Raw genomic sequence first — 26,559 nt, 5'->3', positions numbered from 1 at the left:
ACTTAAAAACACTATCAATTTGAAAACCTTTTTTATCAAAATAAAAGAGTGCGGTTTTGGCCGCACTCTTAACTGGAAATCCTGATCAGGGGTTGTTTATATCTTATATAAATGGCTGCAGATTGATGCTGATTTTAACATCCGCTAAAAACAATTCTGTTATTTATTTTACCTGGTAGTTTCGTCAGATTTTCTATAAGCCCATCCAAATATGAGTGGGAAAACCCAAAGGCTGAATACCATCGCACAAAGGATACCTCCAATTACAACCCTTGCCAGTGGCCTTGAACTTTCAGACCCAATGCCATGAGAAATTGCGGCCGGCAACAAACCAATAGCGGCCATAAGCGCCGTCATCATAACCGGCCTTATTCTTGAATTTACGCCAAGTTTCATTGAGGCATAAAGCGATTGCTCCTGCCCTTTCATTTTTTCGAGATTCTGTTTAAAAACAGTCATTAGCAATACCCCATCCTGGATACAAATACCAAACAGTGCAATAAATCCGATACCTGCCGAAATACTGAAATTAGTCCCTGTGATCATCAATGCAATAATACCCCCTACTATAGCAAATGGCACATTCAGGAACACCAACAAGGCGTCTTTAAAATTCCTGAACATGACAAAAAGCAACAGGAAAATAAGCGCCAGACTTATCGGCACTACCTGCATAAGGCGTTTTCGTGCGCGCTGCTCGTTCTCGAAATCACCCTGCCACACCATGCGGTATCCCCGTTTCAATTTGACTTTTGCGTTTACTTTTTGCTGCGCCTCGGCAACAGTACTGCCCATATCCCGACCACTCACTGCAAATTTAAGGGTGGCGAACCGCTCGTTCCCTTCTCTTAGCAAATAACAAAGGCTTGTTTTTCTTGTTATACTTGCTATTTCCTTTATCGGCACCTTTGCCCCGCTTGCCGTAGGCACCAGCAGGTTGCCTATATCGCCAGTTGTTTTACGGTATGCTTCAGGGAAACGGATCCTGATGTCGAATGTCCTTACGCCTTCATATAAAGTAGAAGCCGCCTGGCCGCCTATAGCCATGGCAATTACTGTATTTGCATCGGCACTGGCCACGCCATACTGGGCCATCTTTTGCTGGTCAAGGGTAATATCTACTTCGGGCTGGCCGGTGTTTTTTATAACGCCCAGATCGTCCATACCCCTCACCCCTTTTAATATGTTGTAAATTTCCGCTATTTTAGGTTCTGAGTAATTTAATGAATCGCCGTATATTTTTACGCAAATAGAACCCTTAACACCCGAGATCGCTTCATCCACGTTATCCTCAATAGGTTGAGAGAAGTTAAGATCAAGGTTTGGAAATTTCGCCTGTATCTGTTTGATGAGTTCGTCCTTCGTGATCTTTGGTTTCCAGTCATCCTCGGGATACAGCTTTATATTAAACTCATCAATGTAAAAGCCCTGAACATCTGTTCCGTCATCGGGCCTTCCAACTTGCGAGATCGCAGACTGCACCTGCGGAAAAGTCAGCAATGTTTTACGTATTTGTTTTGCCATTTCTACTGATCTGTCGAGCGATATACTGTAAGGCAGCTCCACCCTTAACCATATCGCGCCCTCATCCAGTTTGGGCAAAAATTCACTGCCTAAAAACTTAAAGCTATATAAGCCGACGGCCATTGCGACTAAGGACAGCGTAACTACAGTTTTTTTGTATTTGAAGGCTTTTGTAAAACCCGACAGCATGAAGCTGGTTAAACCATGTACAAAAGGATTTTTCTTTTCATGTACATTTTTATTAAGCAGCATGCTGATAAGCACCGGCACCAGGGTAAGCGTGGTAATTAAAGCGCCAAGCAATGCAAAGCCAAGGGTATACGCCAGTGGCGAAAACATTTTTCCTTCTACCCGCTGAAAGGCAAACACCGGCAGCAATCCGGTGATAATGATCACTTTGGCAAAAAAGATGGTTTTACCAAACTGCGCGCCATTATCTGTGATCAAGTCTGTTTTAACCATTTTGTTAAAACGGTCCATCCCCATTTCACGGGCTTTATGATCGAGTACCACAAACATACCCTCCACCATGACGACGGCCCCGTCAATAATAATCCCAAAATCTACCGCGCCAAGCGAAAGCAGGTTGGCCGACATCCCCATAATGTGCAGGCAAATGAAGGCAAAGAGCAGTGCCATGGGGATAATGATAGCAACAATGAGCGTTGTTCGCCAATTAAACATGAACAATGAAACCAGCAAGGTTACCAGCAATATGCCCTCAATCAGGTTATGCAACACCGTATGGGTGGCGTAGTCTATCAGATTTGTCCTATCGTAAAAAGGTATTAATTTGGTATCAGCCGGCAGTATATTATTGTTGATGTTGTCAATTTCCTTTTTAACCGCGTTGGTTACTACGGTAGGGTTTGCATCTTTACGGATCACGATGATGCCTTGTACAACGTCTTCCTCGTCCGCTGTTTCTCTTTTGCCATCTTTATGAATTATTGCGTTGTCCCGCGCTATCCAGCCCAGCCTGGGCACATTTGTCAGGGATACGGTAGCCACATCCTTCACCAGCAGCGGTACGCCGTTGTTGTTACTGACAATGACATTTTCTATATCATGGGTATCCTTCAATAAGCCGATCCCCCTTACGGCAAAGGCCTGGTTATTTTCCGTGATGATGTCGCCACCAACATTAACATTGGTTTTTTGTAAGGCCGTAAATACATCTAATGGGGTTAGTCCCAGGCTGGCAAGTTTTCCCGGGTCGACCGTTATTTCATACATTTTTGATTTCCCGCCAAAGCCGTCGACTTCAGCAACACCCGGAACGGCCTCTAAGCGCCTTTCTATCACCCAGTCCTGCATGGTTTTTAGTTCGGTTGGGGCCCTTACAGAACTTTTAAGGGTGTACCTGAATACTTCGCAGGTGGGGCCTGTGGGGGGCTGTACCGAAGGGCTGACACCGCCTGGCAAATCGGCATTGCCTAATAAATTCATTATTTGCTGCCGCCCCTCAGGATCAGTTACGCCGTCTTCAAATTCTACCTTTATCAAACTCAATCCAAAAACAGTGATAGAACGCAGGCTCACCTTTTTCTGCACCGGGTTAAGGGCTATCTCCAAAGGGATGGTAACCAGTTTTTCAACCTGTTCGGCACTTTGACCCGGCCATTGGCTAATCACTACTATCTGGGTACTGGTAACATCAGGGTAAGCCTCTATAGGCATTTCCCTAAAAGTTATTATCCCAGCTATAATTAATACCCCTGAAAGAAATAAAACGAGATACTTATTTTTTAAGGAGAGGCTAATAATGCCTCTCAAAAAGTTGTTCATAATCTATGGATTATTTAATAATCTTCTGTTTAACTATTTAACGCGTTGTAGTAGTAAACCAGCAGCGCGTCTGAGCCTACTACTCTGTCGCCAGGCTTTAACCCACTTTTAATATAAGCCGTTTTCCCGTTGTTGGTTATCACCGATACCGGCCTTATCTCCACGTTATTTTTCCCTTTTATAATAACCACATAATATTGGCTGTTATCAAAAATCAGCGCACCGCTGGATATAGCTGTGGCCTGTTTATTTACAATGTTGTTGATTGCGATGGTTGCAAACATTTGTGGTTTTAATGCATAGCCCGGGTTGTCAAGCACCACTCTCATTTTCATCACTTTTGTCGTTGGATCCAGCACATTCATCAACTTACCTACTTTGCCTTTAAAAACCTTGTCGGGGTATGTAATTGTGGTTACCTCGACCTGATCGCCTTCGTGGACACTGTTTATATTGCTTTCGTAAACATTGGCCTGTACCCATACATCTTTCAAATCAGAAACGGTGAACATGTTGCCTCCGTTGTCTGTGCGGACAGTCATATCGTTTGTTACATTTTTTTGAACGATGAAACCATTAACGGGCGATTTAACCTGAAAATCGCCACTTTTATTATTACCGTTGATAGCCAATATTTTCTCTGCTGCTATCTTGGCCGCAACCGCTTGCTCATAAGCCACTTCGGCCGTGGTGATATCCACCTGCGACGCCAGGCCGCTTTTAAACAGTTCCTTTTGCTGGTCGAGCAGTTTGGCATTAAGCCGGGCATTTGCTTCGGCTGTAACCAGGGCGGCGTTGTAATTGGCAACTTCAGGGCTTCTAATGGTGCCCAATACCTGGCCGGCATGTACATAATCGCCGGGCATTACACGTACATCCTGGATATTACCACTTACCAGCGGAAATATGTTGGCAACTTTGTCGGTATTGTAATCTACAATGCCGTTAAATTTAATGGCATAGCTGATGTTAGATATTTTTGCAGTATCTATCGCCAGTGTCCGAAGTGTTGAATCAGGAATAACATAAGGCGCACGTACATCGCTGTGCTGCTCCTTTGGCCTGCAGGAAAACAGGTTTAAGAGCATAAAAGATGCAGTTAGGATGCTTATGCTGTTTTTAATGGTCTTATTCATGGGGATATCTATAAATAATTAGGATGATTATTGATTAAAAAAAGGTGTTCCGGTAACATAATTGAGCTGCTCGAGCGCATTGACACGACTTAGCCGGATGTTATTTAACTGTACCGCGTTTGTTTTATACGAGTCGTACAAATACAAAAACTCTATCAGTCCGATGTTCCGCACTTCATAATTTTTAACCACCTCCTTTATCAGATGGGTAAAATCTTCCCTAAATTTGGGATCGAAACTGTTACTGAGTTTTTCATATCGCGAAACAGTTAGGTAATTAACAGCTATATCATTTTCTACCTGATCTTGCTGGCCCTGTAATTGCACTTTGCCCTGGTCTATGGTTAATTGAGCTTGTTTAATGCCGCCCTGGTTGCGGTTAAAAAATGGCAGGTTAAATTCGATTCCCAGGTCGGTGAAATGCGGAACGGTTCCGCCGCGCCTGTCGTACCCCAGTGAAAGATTAAAATCGGGGACGGCAAGCGCCTTTTGATATTTTAAATTGATATCGTTGTATGCTACGGCCGATTTAGCCAATCTCAAATCGTAACGGTTACTATAAGCCGAGTCAAGCAGTTTTTGATAAGGCACTGTGGCCAAGAGATCTCTGCCATCCAGTTCATAATTATATTCCGCTTGAATGTAAGTTCCGGGCTTTGCCCTGATTAGTAATTGGAGCTGGCTTATGGATGTATCAATCCCTGCTACCAGGCTGGCCAGTTCGGCCTGCAATGAATATAATTGTGATTGGATACCCAAAACATCTTTTTCAGAAATGTTACCTTTTGCATTTTGTTCTTTGTAGGCCTTAAGTATCTTTTGTAAGGTATTAATCTCAGCATCGTATACTTTGGCGGATTCCTGCTGAAAGTAGATTGCAAAAAAATCACTACGCAGGGAAGCCTTCAGTGTCCTCAACAAATCAAAAAACTGATATTTCGCCTGGTCCACGCCTATCTGAGCTAGCTGTATGTTTTTATTCCGTTTCCCTGCAGTTGTAAACAGTTGAGAGATACCACCGGAGTATTCGCTTTGACCAGGGCTGTAATCAAAAAACCTATGGGTATCGGTATTATACAAGGCAGTAGCAATGCTGAAATCAGGGTTCGGAAAAAGTTTAGCCGTTATTACCTGAGCATCCGCAATACCAATATTGTAATGTTGGGCAATCAGTTGCAGGTTGCTCTTTAAAAACAGGTCTTCGGCCTGTTTCACGGTAAGTTTAAGTGTATCGCTCACCGGTTGCGCCTGCGCGTTTATTTCGGCCGACAGGAACATTAATCCCGAAAGCAATCCTATTTTGCAAAGTTTAATTAGCATGATTATAGTTTAGTTAATATAGCCGCGGGGGTTATAGTATTATCAGTTCAGATTCTGCGTTGAGATAAATACCGTTTGGTTTGAAATCGGAGTTCTCATGGTATAACGCACCCAGAGAAGAGGCCCCATAATTATCCTTATTCATAAAGATGATTTGATGCGGTTCCAATTTTTTTAATATCTGCTGATTATAAGAAACAGCTATGAGCTGGGCGCCATTCTTATTATATTTTGTCGAATTGAACAAGCCCAGGATCATGGTAATAATATAAGGGTGAAGCCTGGCATCAAATTCATCAATCCAGCAAGTTCCGCCATTAATCAATACCTCAACCAGTGGGCCCAATAGACCAATCAGCTTGCGTGCTCCTGATGACTCCTGCCTGCCCAGCTCAAATAAAACGTTATCAACGGGTCTGTTCCTGGCGTTATATTGCGTATAGTTTACTTTGAATTTTCCCGCAGGTTCATTGAGTTGTTTTTCAACTACCTTAAAGCCAAGGCTGGATTTATCGATAATCTCATTCATTAATGGCCTGTAAGTCGGGTGGGCAAACAATTGGGCGGTATAGTTTATATCATCTTCCAGACTGGAGCCATCATATACAATATTCCCGGCGAACCATTGGTGTAATTGCAATGCAAAATCGATGTTAAACTGTGCCAATACTGAAAGATACAGCGCGTTGCTTCTGGTCATTTCAGATAGCATTATCATTTTATGCTTGTCGGACGGCGCAAATCGTTTGATTAGCTCATACTCATTTTTTGTCCGGATAAATACCATTTCTTCCCGGCGCTTTTCGGTCAGGTAAAGCCATTCAGAGTGAATATCCTTGTTATTGCACTTGAACCCGTACCGGTAGCAGGTGTTACCAATGAGCATGGTACACTCAAAGAGGCTATGTTTATTTTCCGTTTCTGTGTTTAACCGGAATGGCTCGATGCTTTGCAGGTTTGAGCCCGCCGTGTCAGCAGCCGAATTCATAACCAAAGATCGCATCAGGCTAAAGCCGTTGAACAGATTGCTTTTACCGGCAGCATTAGCCCCCAGCAAAACCATGGATTTGAAGGCATAAACAGGCAGCCTATCTGCACCTGCGCACAAAATATTTTCTGCTGGCTGCCCGGCATATGGTACTTGAAGGGAAAGGGAAACGGCTTCTTTGAACGACCGATAGTTAGCTAACGTAAATTTTAGCAGCATATCTTTGTGTATTAAATGAGTTTGCTTTGGGATGAGACAGCTTAGTGAAGGGAATAAATGCTCACTTTATAAGAAATGCATTTATTCCCTTCAGGGCAATCGTTCATTTAGAAGAGCATTGATCGAATATATATTTCACCTTATATTCTTTTATAGCAGCGTCGTATTGTACCAATGCGTTATCTGATGAAAATTCAGCCTGTACCATATACCTGAATTTTGGATTTTCAGCATAAGTGTTTTGCAGGTTTTTGATAGAAAGTGGTTCAACTACGCTACTTGAATTACTGCTGTAATAAAAGGTTTCTACCGGCTTGGGGCCTTTACCTTCCTGAACTAATTTAGGGGCGCTATAGATGTAGAAATCTTTCGTATCTAATATTTTATACGCTGTATTATTAAAATACCGGTAATCCTGGCCGTTAGAACTATAGCCAAATACTTCGCTCTTTAATAAAACCTGCTTTTTACCATTATAGGTAACAACTACTTTGCTGCCTTCAAGAAAGCCGTTTAATTTAATGCTGTTTCCATTGCTTCCGTCAGTTGCAAAACTTAATTTGTGATTAACATAGTCGTCAGCAGTTAAATACAAACCTATCGACCGACTTTCGGCAATTGTTTTTTGGGAAAAAGATGCCATAATACAAATGGCGACCATTAGTTTAATTGTTTTCATTTTAATAATTTTTAATTGTTTTATAATCCGGGTATCATTAACGGTGAATGATACCCGGGTTTATCTAAGTTTTTTTTAAGGCCCTACAATAAATTAGCAGGCCCTTACTATTTTAAAATCTAACTATCAGAGCGAGTATAAACCGGCTGTCATTGTTTACCAGATCAAAAGGAACAAAATTTGGATTAGGTACGGTTTGTCCTTGTGCATTTACGATATTTGGCGGGTTCGGAATGTATGAGTTTGAATTGAAATTAGTTGCAGGATTGGTTTGATAACCATTGCCACCCGGCCCGGTAGTAACGCCACCTGGCCCATCGAAATAAGGGATATTCATAAAGCGGTGTACTAACTCAAAACGAAGTGTCATGAACTGATTAGGGCTATAGTCGATAGTGGTAGAGGCATCCCAACCGGCCATCTTTGAACCCGGTGTTGAAGCGGCTATAAATGAATCGGTAGCAAGCCCAGGAGGCACTATTGATAAATAACGGCTTGGGTTAGACATAACCCCGCCGCCTATAGTCCATCCCCATTTCATTTGGTCGCCGAACCACATCCTGTTGTATACCATAGCGCTCATGAAGTTAGACGCGTTTTTGCCAAAAGGCGAGAAAACGACATTTCCGGGAGCGGTACCGTTCTGAAAGCCAAAGTCGGCAGTGGCAGAGAATGCCATACGTTTAATGCCCGGCCCTTTTTTATCTGCTCCATCGAAATATAAATATTCTACAGAGTTGTCGGTATGATACCTTTTCACACCCGGTGCGCCGGCAACATCTGTTCCGAAATAGTTATTGGAAATGACCTTAGTACGTTGGTTGGGTTGGGTTACATATGCAAAACCTAAGCCCGGCATTTTATTAAACATGCCATAGGTTTGCCATCCGTTGATAATCCAAATTTCGACTTTGGTTTTTATACTGGTAAACATCTGGACGCGGATACCATTGAAGAACCATGGTGTATTGTCGGAAGTATAAGATGGTTGATACGACCAGTTTTCAAAGTTATTGTAAGACATTAAACCGATGTACGACATGAAAATACCCATATCAACGTTGATACCATGCATTGCGTCAAAATGATAACCACCATAGGCTTCACTTATGTAGCGATATGCGGTAGGCAGGTCATATTCACCCCTGTACGCGCTATAATCATTTCGTGGTACCGTAGTAACGCGTGTGCCAAATTGGGTCATAATACGCCCGCGTACATGATCATAATGGAAATCGCCCCCAATAGCCGCCATTGATAAATCAACCTCACCGTTACGTGCTAAAGCGGTTGATCCTGTTACCATATTATCGTTCGGGTGATTGGTCGACTGGGTATAGTTCATATCGAACGTAAAATCACCGGTGAAGTAGGCATTATCCAACAATTTATAAGATTGGCGGTTATTTCCGTTTAGCCACGAAAAGTCGGCATAGGCCAAAGGCGTCGCAGTTTCCATAGCTTTTTTAATAGAATCTGCTTTTCGGATGGAGTCTGATTTCAGTTTCCCCGAGTCGGCTTTCATCATATTAATAATAGGGGTATTCGTCTGGGCCGATGCCCGAAAAATACATCCTAACAATAAAATAACTGTAAATAGTTTTTTCATTTTTAAAATTTAAGAGTTAATAAAAAATAAGTTGATTTCATATTGAAACCGGCTATGCCACTTTGATGCCAATGAATATTATTTTTAATTAACTACTTAATAATAAGATACTTATTGAAAAAATAAGTAATATTTAACGGCCAAACCTTCTCAACCTCGGAAGGTATAATTCTCACAATGAAGCGAAATAGGAATTATCGGCTGCGGAGCCGGAGGGGAAATCAGAAAAATTAAAAATCTCAAAATAAATGAGATGCTAAAACCCGATATTTTGTGTTTTTAATAATTAAAACGTTTGCCGAAATCGTGAAAATAGAGGTGTTTTTAGAAATCTTCTCATTTTGAGAATAGAAAAAGCTGGCCTGTTACCAAGGTAACCGGGCAAGCACATCACGCAATCAAATTGAGAATAAAAAAGCCCGCCCGTTACCAAAGTAACCGGGCAGGCACACAACGCAATCAATCAAATTGCATTACCAGTAGCGCTCTTTAGAGCTTATATTCTTCCAATTTTCTATACAAGGTAGATAAGGCAATTCCCAACAATCGGGAAGCTTCTGCTTTATTTCCTTTTGACCGGGCCATTGCTTTACGGATATATTGACTTTCCAGGCCTGCCAGGTTAAGCGCCGAACTGAAGTTGTCGTGATCTTCCGAAAAAAAATCAAATTGAAGCAGATCTGACGTGAGGGTATCTGAACTGGCAATGATAACCACTCGTTCCATTACATTTCGAAGTTCTCGTATATTGCCTTTCCACTGATGATGCATCAGGACATTTAAAAAAAACTCGTCCATCTTTTTTACTTTATGGTTCAGTTTGGCTGAAAATTCTTTCAAAAAATGTTCGGCCAGCATTTCGATATCTTCTCTCCGTTCGCGCAGTGGAGGCAGGTGGATAGTAAATACGGCCAGGCGATAATATAGGTCAAGTCTGAACAAATTGTTTTCAGCTTCGTAATTCAGGTCTTTATTAGTAGCGGCAATAATACGCGCATTTACTTTCATGCTTTTTGAATCTCCGACACGATTAAAGGTCCCATCCTCCAAAACCCTTAGCAGTCGGGCCTGGAGTTCTAAATTCATTTCGCCTATTTCATCTAAAAAAAGCGTACCCCCATCAGCCTCTTCAAATAGTCCCTTTTTGTCTTTTAATGCGCCGGTAAAAGAACCGGCCACGTGCCCAAAAAGCTCGCTTTTTAACAAATCGTTTGAAAAAGAGCTACAGTTAACCGCTATGAAGGGCTTATGGCTGCGGTCGCTGGCCTCATGTATAGCCTGGGCAAATACTTCTTTACCGGTGCCCGTTTCGCCCAGCAATAACACCGTTGTAGGCGTTGGCGCAACTTTTTGAGCCAGTAAAACAGCATCTGCAGTAGCGGGTGATTTTCCCAAAATATCTTTAAAGGTATGATGATGATTCAGCCGCTTTTCCAGTTGATGAATCTTGAACTGCAAGTCGGCTTTTTCAACCGCTTTACTTACGATAGGAATAATACGATCATTATCATCGCCTTTCATAATATAGTCGAAAGCACCGTTTTTTATGGCTTTTACGCTATCCTTAATAGAACCAAATGCAGTCAGATTAATTACCTCTACAAAAGGGTGTATATCCTTAATTCGTTTCACCAGGTCAACCCCATTAGCATCTGGTAATTTAACATCGCTTATTACAACCCGTACGTCATGGCTGTCCATGTATTTTAATCCGGCCCTTGCAGACTGTGCCTGCAAAACATGATAGCCTTCCGCCTCTATAATTCTTGATAGTAATCCCCCAAATTTATTTTCATCTTCCAAAATCAGTATAGTTGACAGCATTTTATATATCGTCTTATTGTCCGGGGGTATTGAGGGTAGCTTTATTATAAATTAACCATAAACCCACTTGCCAAAAACATGCCTGATTAAAAAAAAATGCGTTTGTAGCTTATTTTAAGGGTAATTATACCCTTCACTATATTTTTCGCCCATAAAATACCCTCATTTTGACAGGGCTTTTTCCCAAAATGACGTTAAAGAAGAAGGTCAGATTGTTCTTTGCTGTTATCAACGGCTTTAACGTGTCAAATTGACCAGCCCATCTATCGAAATGGGAAACGCCCAAAGCAAAAGCAATTAAGCACTTTAATATATTAAATTGATTGTCAGCAATTTATTTATCAAATAAGTCTTATGCATTCTATGGCATATTACTTGCCCCCGGTATTTTATTTCTATGAGTATCAAAAATAATTTACGTGCGGGCATTGGTTTCCTTTTCCTGATTGCTTTGCTTAGTTCAGGTTTGTCTGCCTATTATTTAAATCGGCTTTCGAACGAGACGAAAGCCTTTCTAAGGGATAATTATGGTTCGCTGGTATTCATTGAAAACATTAACGAGGTACTTGACATACCGGGTGCTCCAAACGATAGCCAGTTAAATATAATTGAAAGCAATATAAGGGCTGAAGAACATAATATAACCGAGCCAGGAGAAAAGGCATTTGCCGATAGCCTGCGTGCAGATTTTAACCGTTTTAACAAAGCCCTACAAAAATCACTTCCGCTTGATGGGCTACGGTACAAAATGAAAAAGTCCATCCATGGCATTGTACGGGTTAATATGCAAGCCATAGAGCAAAAAAACAACAAGGCTAATTATACTGCCAGCAGGGCTATTATTATTGTGGCTTTAATCGATTCTTTCTGCTTTTTTATCACCTTACTGTTTGTAATACGATTTCCGGTTTATATTACCAAACCGATTAAAGAACTTAATGAAGGTATAGAAGAAATCTCGAATAAAAATTATGACAAGCGCCTGTTATTTACCTCTAAAAACGAGTTTCGTAGTCTGTCTGAAGCGTTTAATCAAATGGCGGCAAAGCTTTTTGCTTATGAGAACAGCAGCCAGGCTAAAATAAAACAGGAAAAGCTACGGGTTGAAACCATCGTAAAAAATGTAACAGATGCAATTATTGGCTTTGACGAAAACGAGCTGATTCTTTTTATAAACCCTATTGCCGTTAAATTATTAGGTGTAGAAGAAAAGGATATTATTGGCAGCACTACCGAAGAAGTGGCTTCGCAAAATGATCTGTTTCGTACGTTAACCGATAAAACAGAAGATCTGAACGACTTGAAATTATACCTCGATGGAGAACTTAGCTATTTTACGAAAGAGCTTTTTGAAATAGGTGTTCCGAATGAAGATTCAACAGAAGAAAATAAAAGCAGTTTAAAACGGAAAGGCTATTTTATATTGTTAAAAAACATTACCCGGTTCTATAAGCTTGATGAAGCTAAAACCAATTTTATTGCTACCATTTCGCATGAATTAAAAACGCCGATCTCATCACTTAAAATGAGTTTAAAATTAATGGAAGATAAGCGATACGGAACAGTTACTAAATTCCAGAAAGAACTTATTAATAATATTAATGACGATAGTAACCGTCTATTAAAGATTACAAGCGAATTGCTGGATATGGGCCAGGTTGAAACCGGTAAACTGTTACTTAATTTTGGAAGTACCGACCCTAAAAACATTATTAATTATACTTGCGGAGCTATCCGCTTTATTGCGGAACAGAAAGAGATAACACTTAATATTAAATGCCCTAAAAATTTGCCTGAGGTTTGGGCTGATCCGGATAAAACCGCTTGGGTGCTGATCAATTTTTTAACAAATGCTATAAAATACAGCCCACAGTCATCATCAATTGATGTCACAGTTAAAAAAAGCCCGCTGGCGAAGGTTGAGTTTTCGGTAAAAGACAGCGGAAAAGGAATTGATGAAATTTACCTGCCAAGAATATTTGAAAGGTATTTTAAAGTACCTGGCTCTGAATTTTCTGTTCCGGGTACTGGTTTAGGTTTAGCAATTGCAAAGGATTTTATAGAGGCGCAAGGCGGCGAAATAGGGGTGGAAAGCAAAATTGGCGAAGGCAGTCGTTTCTATTTTTTATTACCCGCCAGCTGATTTAAGCATCCTAATTTCTTGGGTAAGCAGAATTGAGATCTTATTTTTCGATGATTACTACTGCCGATGCTACGGCCTTAATATGCGTTAAAGAGACCATAATATTAGAAAGCCGAAACGAGTTAATGGTTAACCTGGTGGCACCCAGTAATACAATCGTGGGTTTGCCCAATTCATCATTGGTAATTTCAATTTCGTTAAAGGCGGTGCCATCCAGCCACCCGGTGCCAAGTGCTTTAAAAAAGGCTTCTTTCGCCGCAAAGCGGGCCGCGTAATGTTCAAATTTGTTGGCTTTGTTTTCGCAATAAGCTATCTCGTTTTCAGAAAAGATCATTTCTCTAAAACCGTTCTCCTTAATGATATTGCCCGCAACACGATCAATTTCAATAATATCTATACCTATGCCTGCTATCATTTCGGGTTGTTAAACGTTAACCTGTTTAATGGGGTTCTCATAGCTGCTATCGCTTTTATTATCTTCTAAAGATAAGGCAATTTGCTTAGCCGCCGGTTCTGTTGCAAACGATGCCACCATGCAGGTAACCAATATTAGTATAATGGTACCATTCAGAATGTTAGCGTCAATAATATGCTGCTTGTAGCCTATTAATATAATAGCCAACGTAGCTGCAGCGTGCGAGCTGCTTAATCCAAACATCAACTTACGCTGTGTATTTGAATATTTAAAAATCTGTTGGGTGAAAAAGGCAGCCAGCCATTTTCCGGCTAAGGCCACTATAGTTAAGCTAATAGCTACTACAATAGCTTCCCAGCCTGCAAAAAGCACATGCAGGTTAACCACCATGCCTACACTTATTAAAAAGAAAGGTATAAAAATAGCGTTACCTACAAAGTCGATATTTTTCATCAGCGCCGACGGTCGGGGTATCAGGCGATTAAGCGCCAGTCCGGCTATAAATGCACCAATTATGGGTTCAAGCCCGGCCAGCTGGGATAAAAAGGCCGAAAAGAACAAGCAGGTTAATATAAAAACATAATGAGTTGTTTTTTCTTTCTCGGGTATAGCCAAAAACCGTTTAGCTATATAGGGCACCAATAATACTACAATTAAGGTAAATATAATCAGAGAGACAATTAACTGAAACCAAAATGCCGGTGTTAAGCCGCCATTATTTGCGCCAATAATTACCGCCAGGATAATCAACACCGCGGTATCGGTCAATATCGTTCCGCCTACGGTAACGGCCACCGCTTCGTTTTTAGAAACCCCATACCTGCTTACTATAGGGTAAGCCACCAGCGTATGCGTGGCAAACATACTGGCCGTAAGCAATGAAGTGAGCAAAGGATATCCTAACAGCCAATAACACACCGGGAAACCGATGATAATAGGTATGGCAAAGGTAAACAGACCGAAAAGCAGGCTTTTATGTTTTTTGGCTTTAAACCCCGCCATATCCAGCTCTACACCGGCAATAAACATAATGTAAAGCAGCCCGATGGTTGAAAAAAGCTCGACAGCGGCATTCTTGGTTAACAAATTTGTGCCGTAGGGGCCAATGATAATTCCGGCCACAATAAAACCTACAATGCCGGGCACTCTGATCTTCGCCATGAGTATGGGCGAAAGCAAAATGATAAATAATATCAGCGTGAAAATTAGTACGGGGTTGGTAAACGGTATATGGAACTGCTGCGAAATGTGGTTCCAAATGTTATTACTCATCATTTAATTTTTAATAGGGATAAGATTATTGTCACCGTTTATCATCCTTTTGATTTGAGGCACTTTATTATTCTTTGTTGGATATAAGCCTCTTCCTGTTTGGTGGCTACTACTTTGGTTAAGGCTACCCGGTAAAAATGAAGCGCCCTGGTAAATTGACGCTGCTTAAACAGATAATCGCCGGTATGTACGTAGGCGTTATAATATTGCGGATTGTAAATAGTCAAGCTATCAATATCAACTTGCTTACCATCATTTATCCGTTGTTCCATATTGCGGTACGCCACAAAGTTTTGGTATGCTTTGGTTTTTAAAAAGGTGTCGGCAGCGATGGTGAGATCGCTTTCATTGATCTCCTGATCTTTTTTCATCCCACGCAACGCAAACACTTTATTCAAATCATAACAAATAAATTGCCCCAGCTGCCATGGCGAGGTTGAAACCCAAACCCGCAGCTTTTCCGGTTCAAAAACAACCGCATGGTGCGATATGAACTGGTTAAGCGCTTTCTCGTTGCCCAAACCTATATCGGCATTGTTCCACCCTTTACTGTCTCTTAAAATATTAACTGTTTTTTGAACCGAGTTTTTTCCATTCTTACTTAACAGCTCCATTAAATGTTGATAGCGATAAGGCGATGCGCTGGTACTCAGTTGTTCGATGTTTCCTTTAGACCGAACTAAACCGTCGCCCTGATAATGATTAGCGCAAACAATATAGTTAGTGTTTGGATCATATACATCCAGCGTGTCCGGCGTCTTTTCAATAACTACCGCTTTTTTGTCGTGGGCAGATGCCACCAAAAAAGACTCAGAAACAAACATCTTTCTTTTTTTTGCTATCGCGATAGCTTCATTGATGTTTTGCGCGTATTGCAAAATTTCGCGGGCCACCAGTGATACCGGGGTAGCTGCGCTGGTTGGCACGGTACTTTTTGCGGCGTTTATGGTTACACTTAAGCCCTGGTCATTCATACCGGATACGGCGCCAATAAAACCGCCCCAGGTAACCGTCATAAACTTATGGCCCTGCGCGGGATTGAAAAAAGCTACTATTTTTTCTTTTGCGAAATTATCATTCACATAAAAATCAAAATTACGGCCAACTATCATGGTGCCATCTTCGGACCGCTCGCCCCAGGTGCCAAACGAAGTACAGCCTACCAGCGCCAACCCCTGTAACGCGTGACCAATATCATGCGCTGCATGGTAATTGAGTATGCGCTGATAGTTAGAACCAATATATTGATACTTGTTTGAGGCCGATTTTGAAATACCGTAAATCTCTTCTTTGTCCTCTTCGGTAACGTTTTTTGCCAGGTCACGGTTAAACCAGCCCACAAAATATTTAAGGAATGAGCGGTAAAATGCCGACGGGATCATTTTAGCTATCTGGTCGGTAAAATAAACCTCCTGATTTACTACCTCTTCTTTGGTTAGTTTACCGTTAATTACGCCACGTTCAAAAGGTTGGCCTTCTACATACAATTCATACAAACCGCTTTTACTTTTGCGGAACCAATTGTTTTTTAACGTGTAAAAACCCGGCGAAGGTTCGCTGCGTTGCAATTGAAGGCTGCTTAAGTCTTTTGGTTTTGGCGGATACTCCAGCGCTACACAAAACAAATAAATAGCCAGGATAATGAACAAAGACAAAACCCCTCCAAAAAGGTATAACACGCCCTTTAATACTTTTTTGAAGAAAGTTGTTTTTTTAGGCATTGCGTATTTTGGTTACAATATTATCATCCCCCAAAAAGGCGCAACAGGTTACAATACCGCTCATGGCTGCACCTAAAATGCCATGCAGGTTTAAGTTTTGCCCGGTTAAATATAAGTTTGGCAGTTTAGTACGGGGCGAAATAAAGGTTTTTAGTGTATGCTTATAATCTTTAACAATGCCATATAATGATCCGTCATCATTACCAATATAATCGCGGTAAGATAATGGCGTGGCTACATAATATGATTTGATGCAATCTCTTATCCCCGGAAACTTACGTTCAACCGCGTCCAACAAAATCTCTGCCTTACGCTTTTTAAACTGGTTATAAGTTTCGCCGCGGTCATTAACACTCGATACGGTGTTAAACGTGTCTTTCCATTGCGCAACCTCTTCAAACCGCATGTAGCTTAAAACAGATAAGCCATCGGCGTATTCTTCAGATTTTGATGAGGCACCGCAAAATACCGCATAGCCAAGTGGCCAATTTTCTTCGGTATGTTCGGCGGTTGTCCATACGTAACCCTCCCGGCCGCAATAATAATTGTGTTTGATGTACTTAAAGGTATCCTTCTTAAAAACAATATTTAAAGTAAAAGCCGAGGTTGAATTCTCTAAACTTTTTAAGCGGTTACGATAAGCATTTTTAATAAGCGGGGTATCGGTAAGCTCCAATGTTTTAACCGGGTGCATGTTGGAGATAAAGTGCTTACCATATATCTTTTCGCCGTTGGCCAATTCAACATAGCTTGCTACCCCATTTTCTTCAACAATCTTTTTCACCTCGCAATTGCGGATTATTTTGCCGCCATTTTGCTTAATATTCTTTGCCATCAACTTAGCAATTTGCGAGCCGCCATCTACACATTTCCACGAGCTTTCAATATAGCTGTTCAATATCAGGGCATGTACGTACAGCGGTGTTTTGTCTGCCTGGCCGGCATATAAAGCATTGTTTGCGCCCAGTATGCCCCGCAGTTTTTCGTTGGTGGTAATTGAATCAATAAAAGCTTTGGTATCAATCTCCAAAATCGAAGATTTTTCGTTAAAACTGTCGGTCGACCGTAAATTGTATAAGGGAAATTTACTGCAAACCTCTTTTATTTTATCGCAATAGGTACGTAAGTTCTCTTCTTCGTCAGGAAAATGAACCAATAGTTTCTCGATAAAGTTCTCATAGCCTTGTGCAAACGCATACTCGGTATCATCACCCTCGATCAATATTTTATCAAACGCATCCAGATCCTGTTGCTGTAGTTTAAGCTTATCAACAATATCCAGGTATTTAAATATTTGATAAAGGTTTTGCCCTTTAGACAGGCCACCAAGGTAATGCACGCCCGAGTCAAAGATCACCTTATCGCGCACATAGGTTTGCAGCGATCCGCCTATTTGCTGGTTTTTTTCGAGCACGCAAACTTTATAACCCTCCCGGCTTAAAATATCAGCACATACCAGCCCGCCCATACCACTACCTATTACCAGGATATCAATATCTTCCATTAATTTAGTCCTTATTGTTTTATTATAAACACCTGGTTGCCCGGGTATATATTTTGCTCAATCGCCACACACTCCATATTATTAGTTGCCGCAATGGATTTCACCGGCAGGCTTGAGCCATTGTTTATTTTAATAATGATCGTTGCCCCGGGGTTTAGGCTACGCATACACTTTTCAATTAATGCTTGCTGATCGGCCAGCTGCATATTTCGTAATACATCTGCCAGAATTATAGCATCATAGGTTTCAAACGCAAACTCCAGTGCATCGGCAAAAATAAAGTTTATTTCGCTATCCTTACTAAAACAGTTGCCGGCCGCTTCAATTTTGTCCTCGTTACGGTCAATACCAATAAATTGCCTGTCTTTTGCTGCAAAATGCAACAGGTAAGTGCTAAATCCATAGCCGCAGCCTACATCAAGCATTTTACCCTCGCGCGGCAGCAAGTCATGAAAAAGCTGGTAGTTTCTCTCTCTCCGTAGTTTAAGTTTTAAGCGCCATTCCAGCAAGGGGCCTTTATAAAGGTAATTATATATCAATTGCTCTTTATAATAAGCAGGCTGCTCGGTATCAATACTCAGTTGCGCATATTCTGCTTTAAAATAACGGCTTATCAATTTTGTCCTTTCAGCAAAGCCGGTCCCAAACCGGGTGTCATCTTGCTTGATTCTTGGCAGGTATTTAATAGATATGGTTCCGTTCTTCAATAAGAAATCGCCCTTGGTCATAGTATAACCGGTTCCATGTATCACTATAGGTAAAATATCAATATTCAGCTGTTCTGCCAGGTAAAAGGCGCCTTTATGAAAGCGTTTAATATCACCTTCTACAGACCGTGTACCTTCCGGGAAAACCACTACAGAATAGCCATGTTTAACCCTGTCGGCTAATAACGCTAAACTATTCTCGGCGCCCTGTGCTACCGGGTAAAAATCGGCCATACGTGCAACGGCGCCAAATACCGGCGAATTCCAAACCCAATTATTAGTCAATAAAATAAGTTTAGGATGCAGCATCACCATCGACAAAATATCTAAAAAGGATTGATGATTGCTGATAATTACTGCCGGTTTCGAAAAATCTGCATACTGCGGGTTAATGATTTCCTTTTTAACATTAACCATGATATACATCATAGACCAGGTAAACTTTGACAGTATAAAATGGTAAACCAGTTTCCCTTTTTCTTTGTTAAACGGATTTAGCTTAAACAAGAAACCCAGTATGGTTAAAATAATGCAGCCCGTAACAAAATAACAGAACGCAAAAATGCTGACTACAAATCCGCTGAATGTCCATGGGAACCGTTTTTTCTCAACCCGGTTTTTTACCAGTATGTTAAACAAAAAGGGTATTAAAATTTGCGACATTAATACCACACAACTTATCCCGATTATAGAGATAAATGCGATGGACTTTAAAGCCGGATGTTTGGCAAACACCAGCACGCCCAAACCAACAATAGTAGTAATAGCCGACAGGAAAATAGAGGTTTTGTAGGATGACAGTACTTTTTTACCGGTTTCATACTCTTGCAGCAAGCCGTCCATGATATAGAGGCTGTAGTCATCGCCCAAACCAAAAATAAGCGCCGATATAATAATGTTTACAATATTAAATCCAATACCACATATCCCCATGATACCCAGTATCCAGATCCACGAAATAAACATGGGGATAAAAGATACCAGCGTTAACTCTATCCGGCCATAAGTTAACCACAGTACAATCAGCACCAATAACGACGACATTACGGCAATTTTTGTAAAGTCTGAATTGATAATGACTACCAGTTTATTGGTGAGGTATTGTTTATCAACTACGGTTACATTAGGGTTGTCTTTAAACGCATCATAAACGGCTTGTTTATTTTGTGGCGACGTTTGTACCAGCGTAACTACTGTTGAATGGCCGGGTTTTTCATTAATAAAATCGTCAAGAAAGCTCTTTCTTATTTCGGCCAGGTTCTGCTTGCCGCCAATATCATATTGCTTATTAAGCAGTGTTTCAAATTTATCAAATGCCGAGGGCTTAAAACTCATGGCTGCGCCCTGCTGCTGTAACGTTGCCAACAGTTGCTGTTTCTTTTCGGGCGTCCAGTAGTTGTTCCAGCGTTCTATTCTTTCTTTTTGTAAGGAGTCTGAAATAATGAGCGACGACACACCGGAGTATTTGATGACGATATTTTTCTGTTTAAGCGTTTCAATCTCGTCGGATAGTTTTTCATTATTGATCAATGCTTCATCCAGCGTTTTGCCCTCGGTAACCAGGTAAACAGATTGTAAGGAGAATTTATTGATGCGGTTAAGCTTAGTTTCGGCTTGTTTTATTTTGGGCGACATGTAATTCATGCCCGTCAGGTCAAATTCAAACTTTACATAGTTGGCTGTGTAGGTAAAAACTATGGTTAACAGAACAATGCCGGTAACTATAAATTTATTATACTCGGGGTTGTACGACGCTAATTTATCTATCCATGAAAACTGTATGATTTGATGGTGCTTTTGTTCCTTTTTAGTGGTAATAAACTGCGGCAAAAAAACCAGCGAACAAAACGAGGCACCAATTAAGCTAAAGGCGGCAAACAGACCCAAATCCTTCAGCATTTCAGACTGCACAAACTCCAGGCATAAAAACCCGCCAATGGTAGTGAAGCTGCCTATGGTTAATGGCAGCATCAGGTCTTTGATAACTTGTTCAACACTTTTGGTGTGCCGGTAATGGTTAAAAACATGCAGCGAGTAATTGATGGCTATCCCCAACACTACAGAGCCGGTACCCAAAGCAATAACCGACAGGCTGCCTTTAACAAAATAAATAATGGTTAGCGAAAACAACGCACCAAATAAAACTGGAATTAATATGATAAACGGGGCGCTTTTATTGCGGAAATATAATCCCAAAAATAACACCAACACAACTACGGTAATGGTGAGCGTTAGGTTGGTGTCTTGCCTTAGCTGGGCAGCATTACCTGCAAACCCTGCCACAGCACCGAAATAGGAAGCGTTTATGCCTTTAAAACTACCATCGTTTAAACTGGTAAATACACTGTCAAGCCCCTTCAAAAACACGGCATTTTTACCGGTATTATTGGGCGGATATACCGGCGTGATAAACAGCAGCAGTGTTTTATGATCCCTGGTAATTACATAATCATCATACAGTTCAAAATTTTTGTCGTATTGTAATTGCTGTAGTTTCTTTAGCCCGATAAACGATAGCCCCACCGGGTCATTCACAATAACTTTTTTAAGCGCAATACCGGCCGGCGAGGTGAGGATCTTGATGTCTGATTGCAGCGTTTCTTTAACCTTTGCGGGCGTTATAAGGGTATCAATAGTTAAGTAATCTTTACGGTTTAAATAAATAGGCAGGCGCTCGCTGATGGTGCCAAACAGCTGTAAAGCAATATCATCGTCAACCTTAAAGTTTACTTTTTTAATATATGGAGCCAGCTTTTGCTGTACCGTAGCGCCAAAGGCATCGGCATACGTTACCAGGCTGTCGGGCTTTTGGGCGGTAGTATCTTTTAACGATACCATGATCACCAGCTTATCAATAAACTTCGAGTTTTGAAAGATCTCGTTAAGCTTCTCAATCCTTTTGTCTTTCGGGATGATCTTGGAAATATCTTCCTCAAATTTTACCTGTAGGGCAAAGTAGCCGATAAATAAAAACGAGGCAGCAAAAACTATATAAAACGCGAGGCGCTTTTTTGAAAAGTAACTATAAATGTCAAGAAGTAATTTTTCCATGTGATAATGCCGGAGGCTAAAAAGCCGAAACTGCTTTCCGTTTAAATAGCTTAAGCAACACAAACGCTAATAATGTGGCCGCTAAACCTGCTATAATAGCCAGCGTTATGCTGCCGTAAATGTATTGTTCTAAATGCTGGCTTATCGCCTTTACAGACAGGTGGCTGCTAAAAGTTATGTCGGCACCTTTACTGCTAACCCAGTATCCGCCTGTTTTATAGCTCAGAAATACAATCAAAGGTATCATTGGGGGTATGCTGATGTTTGAAGCTATAATAACCAATGCTTTGTTAAGCTTAAATATTAGTGCAATAAACAGCGCAACAAATACCTGGAAACCCCATACCGGCAGTATGCCCGAAAAAACACCAACACCTATTGCCGCAGCCTTAAGCTGATCTGACTGATCAAAATCAAGTATCTGTTCAATCAGTGCTTGCCGGGCTTTTTTTTTTCCAAACATTGCCCTGAAAAAATCCCGTGGTTTGATATAAGCAAAGGCAATGATAACCAGGAAAGTATTTAAAACGCTTACACGGCTAAAATCCTGAAAAGGCCTGAAATGCGAAATTCGTGTTTCTTTCGGTTCGTAATGAACGGTAACCGGCACAGCATCCAACGCAATACCTTTCCAGGCAGCCCGTACCAGTACCTCAATTTCAAACTCGTATTTCCAGGTTATAAATTTGATATCTTTTAACAGCTGCAAAGGGTATAGGCGAAAACCCGATTGCGTGTCCGGGCAATTAATACCCGTTTCAACCTTAAACCAAAAGTTAGAGAACTTATGCCCGAAGCTGCTTTTACCGGGTATGGTGGCCTGGTCCATATTGCGCGATCCCACAATAATAGCATTGGGCGATGTATCCAGTTTATTGATAAATGACGGCAAATCGGTTGCAAAATGCTGCCCGTCCGAGTCGATGGTTATTGCATAATCATAACCTAACGATACCGCATGTTTAAATGCTTTACGCAGGGCCCAGCCTTTACCCACATTGTCCGGGTAACTAACCACCTGCAAAAATGGAAATGTGCCTATAATTTGCGCAGTACCATCAGTCGATCCATCATTTACAACGATAATATTTTTGGTATAAGCGGCTACGTTGTTAATAATTGTGGCAAGTGTGCCCGCATTATTATAGGTGGGTATTATAACACAAACCTTTAATCCGGCAAACTTTTCATTAATAATTGCTAAGTCGTTCATTCGATTAAATGATCTGTGACGGGCTGTTTAGTTTTGTCCAACAAATTTAATTAAGTTTCTCTTTTATATAGCATTGTTTGCAAATATTAGTCGTCTGCATTAAAATATTTATCTATTTTAGCATCAAAAAAGTTCAATCTATTGGTAACAAACCCCGGTCATCAATTAAACCTTTTCAATTAATCACAAGCTTTAAATAATACTTCTTTTTAAATACCAGCAACATGAAATGCGCATTAGTGACAGGTGGATCACGTGGGATTGGCAGGGCCATTTGTTATAAAATGGCCCAGATGGGTTACTACGTTTTAATCAACTACAAGTCTAACCAAGGCGAAGCCGACAAAACCCTTGCTCAAATAAAACAAGATGGCGGCGATGGCGAATTGTTAAAATTTGACGTGGCCGATAAAGTTGATATACAACAGGTTTTAAATGGTTGGATAGAGGCAAACACCGAAAAATACGTTGAAATCCTAATAAACAATGCAGGCGTTAAAGACGATGTATTGCTGATGTGGATGAAAGATGAGCAATGGGACAATGTGATCAAAACCAGTCTTGACGGTTTTTTTTATGTAACCCGATTGCTTATAAATGACATGCTGGTAAGAAGATATGGCCGCATAGTTAACGTAGTTTCTTTATCTGGTTTAAAGGGCTTGCCGGGGCAAATTAATTATTCGGCTGCTAAAGCAGGTGTTATAGGCGCTACCAAAGCATTGGCGCAAGAAGTTGGTCGCAGAGGCATAACGGTTAATGCGGTTGCCCCGGGTTTTATAAAAACCGATATGACCGAAGGGCTGGACGAAAAATCATTAAAAGCCATGATCCCGGTACACCGGTTTGGTACGCCCGAAGAAGTGGCACATGCCGTAGGCTTCCTGGCCTCGGCCGAAGCAGCCTACATTACAGGCGAAGTATTATCTATTAACGGCGGTTTGTATTCTTAAATTTAACCCGAATTTTAAGATTTATTTACTAAATAGTAGTATCTTTTGACGTTAATACCCCTTGTACTTTATAAATCGAAACCATTGACAATAAATAAGAGTGCTTTAACATGAATAGGGTTGTAATTACAGGCATAGGTATATATTCATGCATAGGTAAAAACGTTGATGAAGTAAGCAACTCACTTTACAAGGGCTTGTCGGGTATAATTCTTGATCAGGAACGTAAAGAGTTTGGCTACCGTTCTGCCTTAACCGGCTTTGTTGAAAGGCCAAATTTAAAAGAGCTTTTAGACAGGCGGTCACGCATTATGCTCCCCGAGCAAGGCGAATTTGCCTATGTTGCTACACTCGAAGCTTTGGCACAAGCCGGAATTGACCAGGGCTACCTTAATGAGCACGAGGTTGGTATTTTGTATGGAAACGATAGTTCGGCAAAACCGGTGATAGACGCTACTGATATTATTCGCGAAAAAAAGAACACGATGATGATTGGTTCCGGAGCAGTGTTTCAAACCATGAACTCGACCGTAACCATGAACCTGGCTACTATATTTAAGTTAAAGGGCATTAACTTTACTATCAGTGCTGCCTGTGCAAGCGGCTCGCATTCAATTGGGGTTGGATATCAATTTATAAAAAGCGGATTGCAGGACTGCATTATTTGCGGTGGTGCACAAGAAATTAACCGGTATGCAATGGGTAGTTTCGATGCTTTATCTGCTTTTTCTACTAACGAGGCCGATCCAACCAAAGCGTCGCGGCCTTTTGACCGGGGAAGAGACGGACTTATACCCAGCGGCGGAGCAGCAACTGTTATTTTAGAAAGCCTTGAATCGGCAACCAAAAGAGGCGCAAAAATATTGGGCGAAGTTGTTGGTTATGGGTTTTCATCCAATGGCGCTCACATATCTAACCCAACTGTCGAAGGCCCGGTTCGTTCGCTTTCGATGGCATTAAAAGACGCCGGTATCAACCCTTCAGAGGTTGATTATATAAACGCACACGCTACCTCTACCCCTGCCGGCGATGCCAGCGAGGCAAAAGCTATTTATGAAGTTTTTGGCGCAAGTAACCCTTTGGTTAGTTCAACAAAATCAATGACGGGGCATGAATGCTGGATGGCAGGCGCCAGCGAAATTGTTTATTCAATGCTCATGATGCAAAACTCGTTTGTTGCACCAAACATCAATTTTGAAAATCCTGATGAAGATTCGGCCAGGTTGAATATTGCAAAATATTCAATTGAAAAAAAAATAAATGTATTTTTGTCTAACTCCTTCGGCTTTGGAGGAACAAATTCATCCCTAATAATTAAAAATTTGGTTTAAACCTTACCTTAAGTGTGTGCAGTGTATGGAAAATGCAGAAATTATTGAAAAAATAAATACCTTTTTAGCAGAAGAGTTTGAAATCGACGCAGACAAAATGCTGCCCGATGCTAATTTAAAAGAAACGCTTGACCTTGATAGCCTGGATTATATAGACCTTGTGGTGGTTATTGAAAGTAATTTTCCATTTAAAGTAAAACCAGAGGATTTTGTAGGGATTGAGACTTTCCAGGATTTTTACAACTATGTAATATCCAACAGTAAAGTAAAAGAGCTTGCGTAATGCCCGCCTGGCAAGGTAAATCAAAAGGAAAGCCTTTAGGTTATAAAATATTTGTCAGTGTTTTAAAGATAGGAGGCGTTCGGCCTGCATATTTTCTATTACGCTTTGTCACTTTATATTACCTGCTATTTTCTTTCAAATCAACCAAAGTCATTTTTAATTACTTTCATAAAAGGCATAACTACGGTGCAATAAAGGCTGTTTACAAAACATATCAAAATTACAACTTACTGGGGCAAAGCCTTATTGATAAGGTTGTAATAATGTCCGGCATCCCTAACAAATTTACCTTTGACCTTGATGGGATTGAGAATTTGCATCAAATTGCAAGCCTACAAAAGGGTGGCTTATTGTTAACCGCACATATTGGAAATTGGGAAATAGCCACTCATTTATTGAATGATATAGATGCCCGCATCAACATTGTGATTTTTGATGGTGAAGACCAGGATATTAAAGAATATATAGAATCTGTAACCGGGAAAAAGCCTACAAACTTTATCGTTATTAAAAATGACATGTCGCACATTTTTAAAATAAATGAAGCACTGTCAAACAATGAGTTAGTATGCATGCCTGCTGATAGATTTATGGAAGGCAATAAAACGGTAACCATAAAAATTTTAGGCGCAGAGGCAAAATTTCCATTGGGCCCGTTTGCATTGGCATCCAGATTTAAAGTGCCTGTTTCATTTGTATTCGGGATGAAAGAAAGCACTTTTCATTATCATTTTTTCGCAAGCGAGATAAAAGAGTATTCAGATTTGGAGCGGGATGATTTATCACAGCAAATAATGACAGATTTTGTTGATAGCGTGGAAATTAAAGTAAAAAAGTATCCCGAGCAATGGTACAATTACTACAGCTTTTGGCAATAAG

Annotated in this window: 18 protein-coding genes; 5 read left to right on the top strand and 13 right to left on the bottom strand. The window is 40.8% G+C overall.

Annotated elements, in window-relative coordinates; all coding sequences use genetic code 11:
* Window positions 1-168 precede the first annotated feature (168 nt).
* From HB679_RS17015 to HB679_RS16985, 7 genes are all read right to left on the bottom strand, one after another.
* Complete coding sequence (locus HB679_RS17015) at window positions 169-3,312, bottom strand: CusA/CzcA family heavy metal efflux RND transporter (protein WP_214073219.1); 3,144 nt, start codon at window positions 3,310-3,312, stop codon at window positions 169-171.
* A 29-nt stretch (window positions 3,313-3,341) separates the two neighbouring features.
* On the bottom strand, window positions 3,342-4,448 hold the full coding sequence (locus HB679_RS17010) for an efflux RND transporter periplasmic adaptor subunit (RefSeq protein WP_214073218.1): 1,107 nt from the start codon (window positions 4,446-4,448) through the stop codon (window positions 3,342-3,344).
* A 27-nt stretch (window positions 4,449-4,475) separates the two neighbouring features.
* The gene (locus tag HB679_RS17005) at window positions 4,476-5,768 is read right to left on the bottom strand and encodes a TolC family protein (RefSeq protein WP_214073217.1); all 1,293 of its coding nucleotides are present in this window, start codon (window positions 5,766-5,768) and stop codon (window positions 4,476-4,478) included.
* A 31-nt stretch (window positions 5,769-5,799) separates the two neighbouring features.
* Window positions 5,800-6,975 carry an ATP-binding protein gene (locus HB679_RS17000; RefSeq protein ID WP_214073216.1) on the bottom strand — a complete coding sequence of 392 codons (1,176 nt, stop codon included), beginning with the start codon at window positions 6,973-6,975 and terminating at the stop codon, window positions 5,800-5,802.
* Between the two features lie 103 nt (window positions 6,976-7,078).
* A complete protein-coding gene (locus HB679_RS16995; protein ID WP_214073215.1) occupies window positions 7,079-7,654 on the bottom strand; it encodes a hypothetical protein in 576 nt (191 codons plus the stop codon).
* Between the two features lie 112 nt (window positions 7,655-7,766).
* A complete protein-coding gene (locus HB679_RS16990) occupies window positions 7,767-9,263 on the bottom strand; it encodes an outer membrane beta-barrel protein (protein ID WP_214073214.1) in 1,497 nt (498 codons plus the stop codon).
* Between the two features lie 489 nt (window positions 9,264-9,752).
* The gene (locus HB679_RS16985; protein WP_214073213.1) at window positions 9,753-11,087 is read right to left on the bottom strand and encodes a sigma-54 dependent transcriptional regulator; all 1,335 of its coding nucleotides are present in this window, start codon (window positions 11,085-11,087) and stop codon (window positions 9,753-9,755) included.
* A 397-nt stretch (window positions 11,088-11,484) separates the two neighbouring features.
* On the opposite strand from HB679_RS16985, the gene HB679_RS16980 reads away from it, so the two are divergent.
* A complete protein-coding gene (locus HB679_RS16980; protein ID WP_214073212.1) occupies window positions 11,485-13,230 on the top strand; it encodes an ATP-binding protein in 1,746 nt (581 codons plus the stop codon).
* A gap of 40 nt (window positions 13,231-13,270) precedes the next feature.
* On the opposite strand, the gene acpS is transcribed toward HB679_RS16980, so the two are convergent.
* From acpS to HB679_RS16950, 6 genes are read right to left on the bottom strand one after another with little or no spacing between them, the layout of a single operon-like run.
* The gene (gene acpS, locus HB679_RS16975) at window positions 13,271-13,645 is read right to left on the bottom strand and encodes a holo-ACP synthase (protein WP_214073211.1); all 375 of its coding nucleotides are present in this window, start codon (window positions 13,643-13,645) and stop codon (window positions 13,271-13,273) included.
* Window positions 13,646-13,654: 9 nt separating this feature from the next.
* A complete protein-coding gene (locus tag HB679_RS16970; protein ID WP_214073210.1) occupies window positions 13,655-14,917 on the bottom strand; it encodes a cation:proton antiporter in 1,263 nt (420 codons plus the stop codon).
* A gap of 41 nt (window positions 14,918-14,958) precedes the next feature.
* The gene (locus HB679_RS16965) at window positions 14,959-16,638 is read right to left on the bottom strand and encodes a C45 family peptidase (RefSeq protein WP_214073209.1); all 1,680 of its coding nucleotides are present in this window, start codon (window positions 16,636-16,638) and stop codon (window positions 14,959-14,961) included.
* On the bottom strand, window positions 16,631-18,142 hold the full coding sequence (locus HB679_RS16960; RefSeq protein WP_214073208.1) for an NAD(P)/FAD-dependent oxidoreductase: 1,512 nt from the start codon (window positions 18,140-18,142) through the stop codon (window positions 16,631-16,633). Before HB679_RS16960 ends, HB679_RS16965 begins: the two co-directional genes overlap by 8 nt.
* 11 nt (window positions 18,143-18,153) lie before the next feature.
* On the bottom strand, window positions 18,154-21,900 hold the full coding sequence (locus HB679_RS16955; protein ID WP_214073207.1) for a trifunctional MMPL family transporter/lysophospholipid acyltransferase/class I SAM-dependent methyltransferase: 3,747 nt from the start codon (window positions 21,898-21,900) through the stop codon (window positions 18,154-18,156).
* A gap of 16 nt (window positions 21,901-21,916) precedes the next feature.
* A complete protein-coding gene (locus HB679_RS16950; protein ID WP_214073206.1) occupies window positions 21,917-23,113 on the bottom strand; it encodes a DUF2062 domain-containing protein in 1,197 nt (398 codons plus the stop codon).
* A 224-nt stretch (window positions 23,114-23,337) separates the two neighbouring features.
* On the opposite strand from HB679_RS16950, the gene fabG reads away from it, so the two are divergent.
* From fabG to HB679_RS16930, 4 genes are all read left to right on the top strand, one after another.
* Complete coding sequence (gene fabG, locus HB679_RS16945; RefSeq protein ID WP_214073205.1) at window positions 23,338-24,066, top strand: 3-oxoacyl-ACP reductase FabG; 729 nt, start codon at window positions 23,338-23,340, stop codon at window positions 24,064-24,066.
* Between the two features lie 110 nt (window positions 24,067-24,176).
* On the top strand, window positions 24,177-25,397 hold the full coding sequence (locus tag HB679_RS16940) for a beta-ketoacyl-[acyl-carrier-protein] synthase family protein (protein WP_214073204.1): 1,221 nt from the start codon (window positions 24,177-24,179) through the stop codon (window positions 25,395-25,397).
* Window positions 25,398-25,422: 25 nt separating this feature from the next.
* Entirely contained in the window at window positions 25,423-25,680 is a 258-nt protein-coding gene (locus HB679_RS16935; protein WP_214073203.1) for a phosphopantetheine-binding protein, read from the top strand.
* Window positions 25,680-26,558 (top strand): hypothetical protein, encoded by an 879-nt coding sequence (locus HB679_RS16930; RefSeq protein WP_214073202.1) that lies wholly within the window; start codon window positions 25,680-25,682, stop codon window positions 26,556-26,558. The genes HB679_RS16935 and HB679_RS16930 overlap by 1 nt, the downstream gene beginning before the upstream one ends.
* Window position 26,559 lies beyond the last annotated feature (1 nt).

This window comes from Mucilaginibacter sp. dw_454, assembly GCF_018449775.1.
In the GTDB taxonomy this organism is placed as follows: domain Bacteria; phylum Bacteroidota; class Bacteroidia; order Sphingobacteriales; family Sphingobacteriaceae; genus Mucilaginibacter.
Note: the sequence above shows the minus strand (reverse complement) of the source record. Positions and strands in the feature narration are given on the sequence as shown.

Coding starts and splice junctions, on each gene's coding strand:
- HB679_RS16955 (WP_214073207.1), bottom strand. CDS start 21,900: ATGGAAAAATTACTTCTTGACATTTATAGTTACTTTTCAAAAAAGCGC.
- HB679_RS17000 (WP_214073216.1), bottom strand. CDS start 6,975: ATGCTGCTAAAATTTACGTTAGCTAACTATCGGTCGTTCAAAGAAGCC.
- HB679_RS16995 (WP_214073215.1), bottom strand. CDS start 7,654: ATGAAAACAATTAAACTAATGGTCGCCATTTGTATTATGGCATCTTTT.
- HB679_RS16950 (WP_214073206.1), bottom strand. CDS start 23,113: ATGAACGACTTAGCAATTATTAATGAAAAGTTTGCCGGATTAAAGGTT.
- HB679_RS17015 (WP_214073219.1), bottom strand. CDS start 3,312: ATGAACAACTTTTTGAGAGGCATTATTAGCCTCTCCTTAAAAAATAAG.
- HB679_RS16965 (WP_214073209.1), bottom strand. CDS start 16,638: ATGCCTAAAAAAACAACTTTCTTCAAAAAAGTATTAAAGGGCGTGTTA.
- HB679_RS16960 (WP_214073208.1), bottom strand. CDS start 18,142: ATGGAAGATATTGATATCCTGGTAATAGGTAGTGGTATGGGCGGGCTG.
- HB679_RS17005 (WP_214073217.1), bottom strand. CDS start 5,768: ATGCTAATTAAACTTTGCAAAATAGGATTGCTTTCGGGATTAATGTTC.
- HB679_RS16985 (WP_214073213.1), bottom strand. CDS start 11,087: ATGCTGTCAACTATACTGATTTTGGAAGATGAAAATAAATTTGGGGGA.
- HB679_RS16990 (WP_214073214.1), bottom strand. CDS start 9,263: ATGAAAAAACTATTTACAGTTATTTTATTGTTAGGATGTATTTTTCGG.
- fabG (WP_214073205.1), top strand. CDS start 23,338: ATGAAATGCGCATTAGTGACAGGTGGATCACGTGGGATTGGCAGGGCC.
- HB679_RS17010 (WP_214073218.1), bottom strand. CDS start 4,448: ATGAATAAGACCATTAAAAACAGCATAAGCATCCTAACTGCATCTTTT.
- HB679_RS16980 (WP_214073212.1), top strand. CDS start 11,485: ATGAGTATCAAAAATAATTTACGTGCGGGCATTGGTTTCCTTTTCCTG.
- HB679_RS16940 (WP_214073204.1), top strand. CDS start 24,177: ATGAATAGGGTTGTAATTACAGGCATAGGTATATATTCATGCATAGGT.
- HB679_RS16935 (WP_214073203.1), top strand. CDS start 25,423: ATGGAAAATGCAGAAATTATTGAAAAAATAAATACCTTTTTAGCAGAA.
- HB679_RS16970 (WP_214073210.1), bottom strand. CDS start 14,917: ATGAGTAATAACATTTGGAACCACATTTCGCAGCAGTTCCATATACCG.
- HB679_RS16930 (WP_214073202.1), top strand. CDS start 25,680: ATGCCCGCCTGGCAAGGTAAATCAAAAGGAAAGCCTTTAGGTTATAAA.
- acpS (WP_214073211.1), bottom strand. CDS start 13,645: ATGATAGCAGGCATAGGTATAGATATTATTGAAATTGATCGTGTTGCG.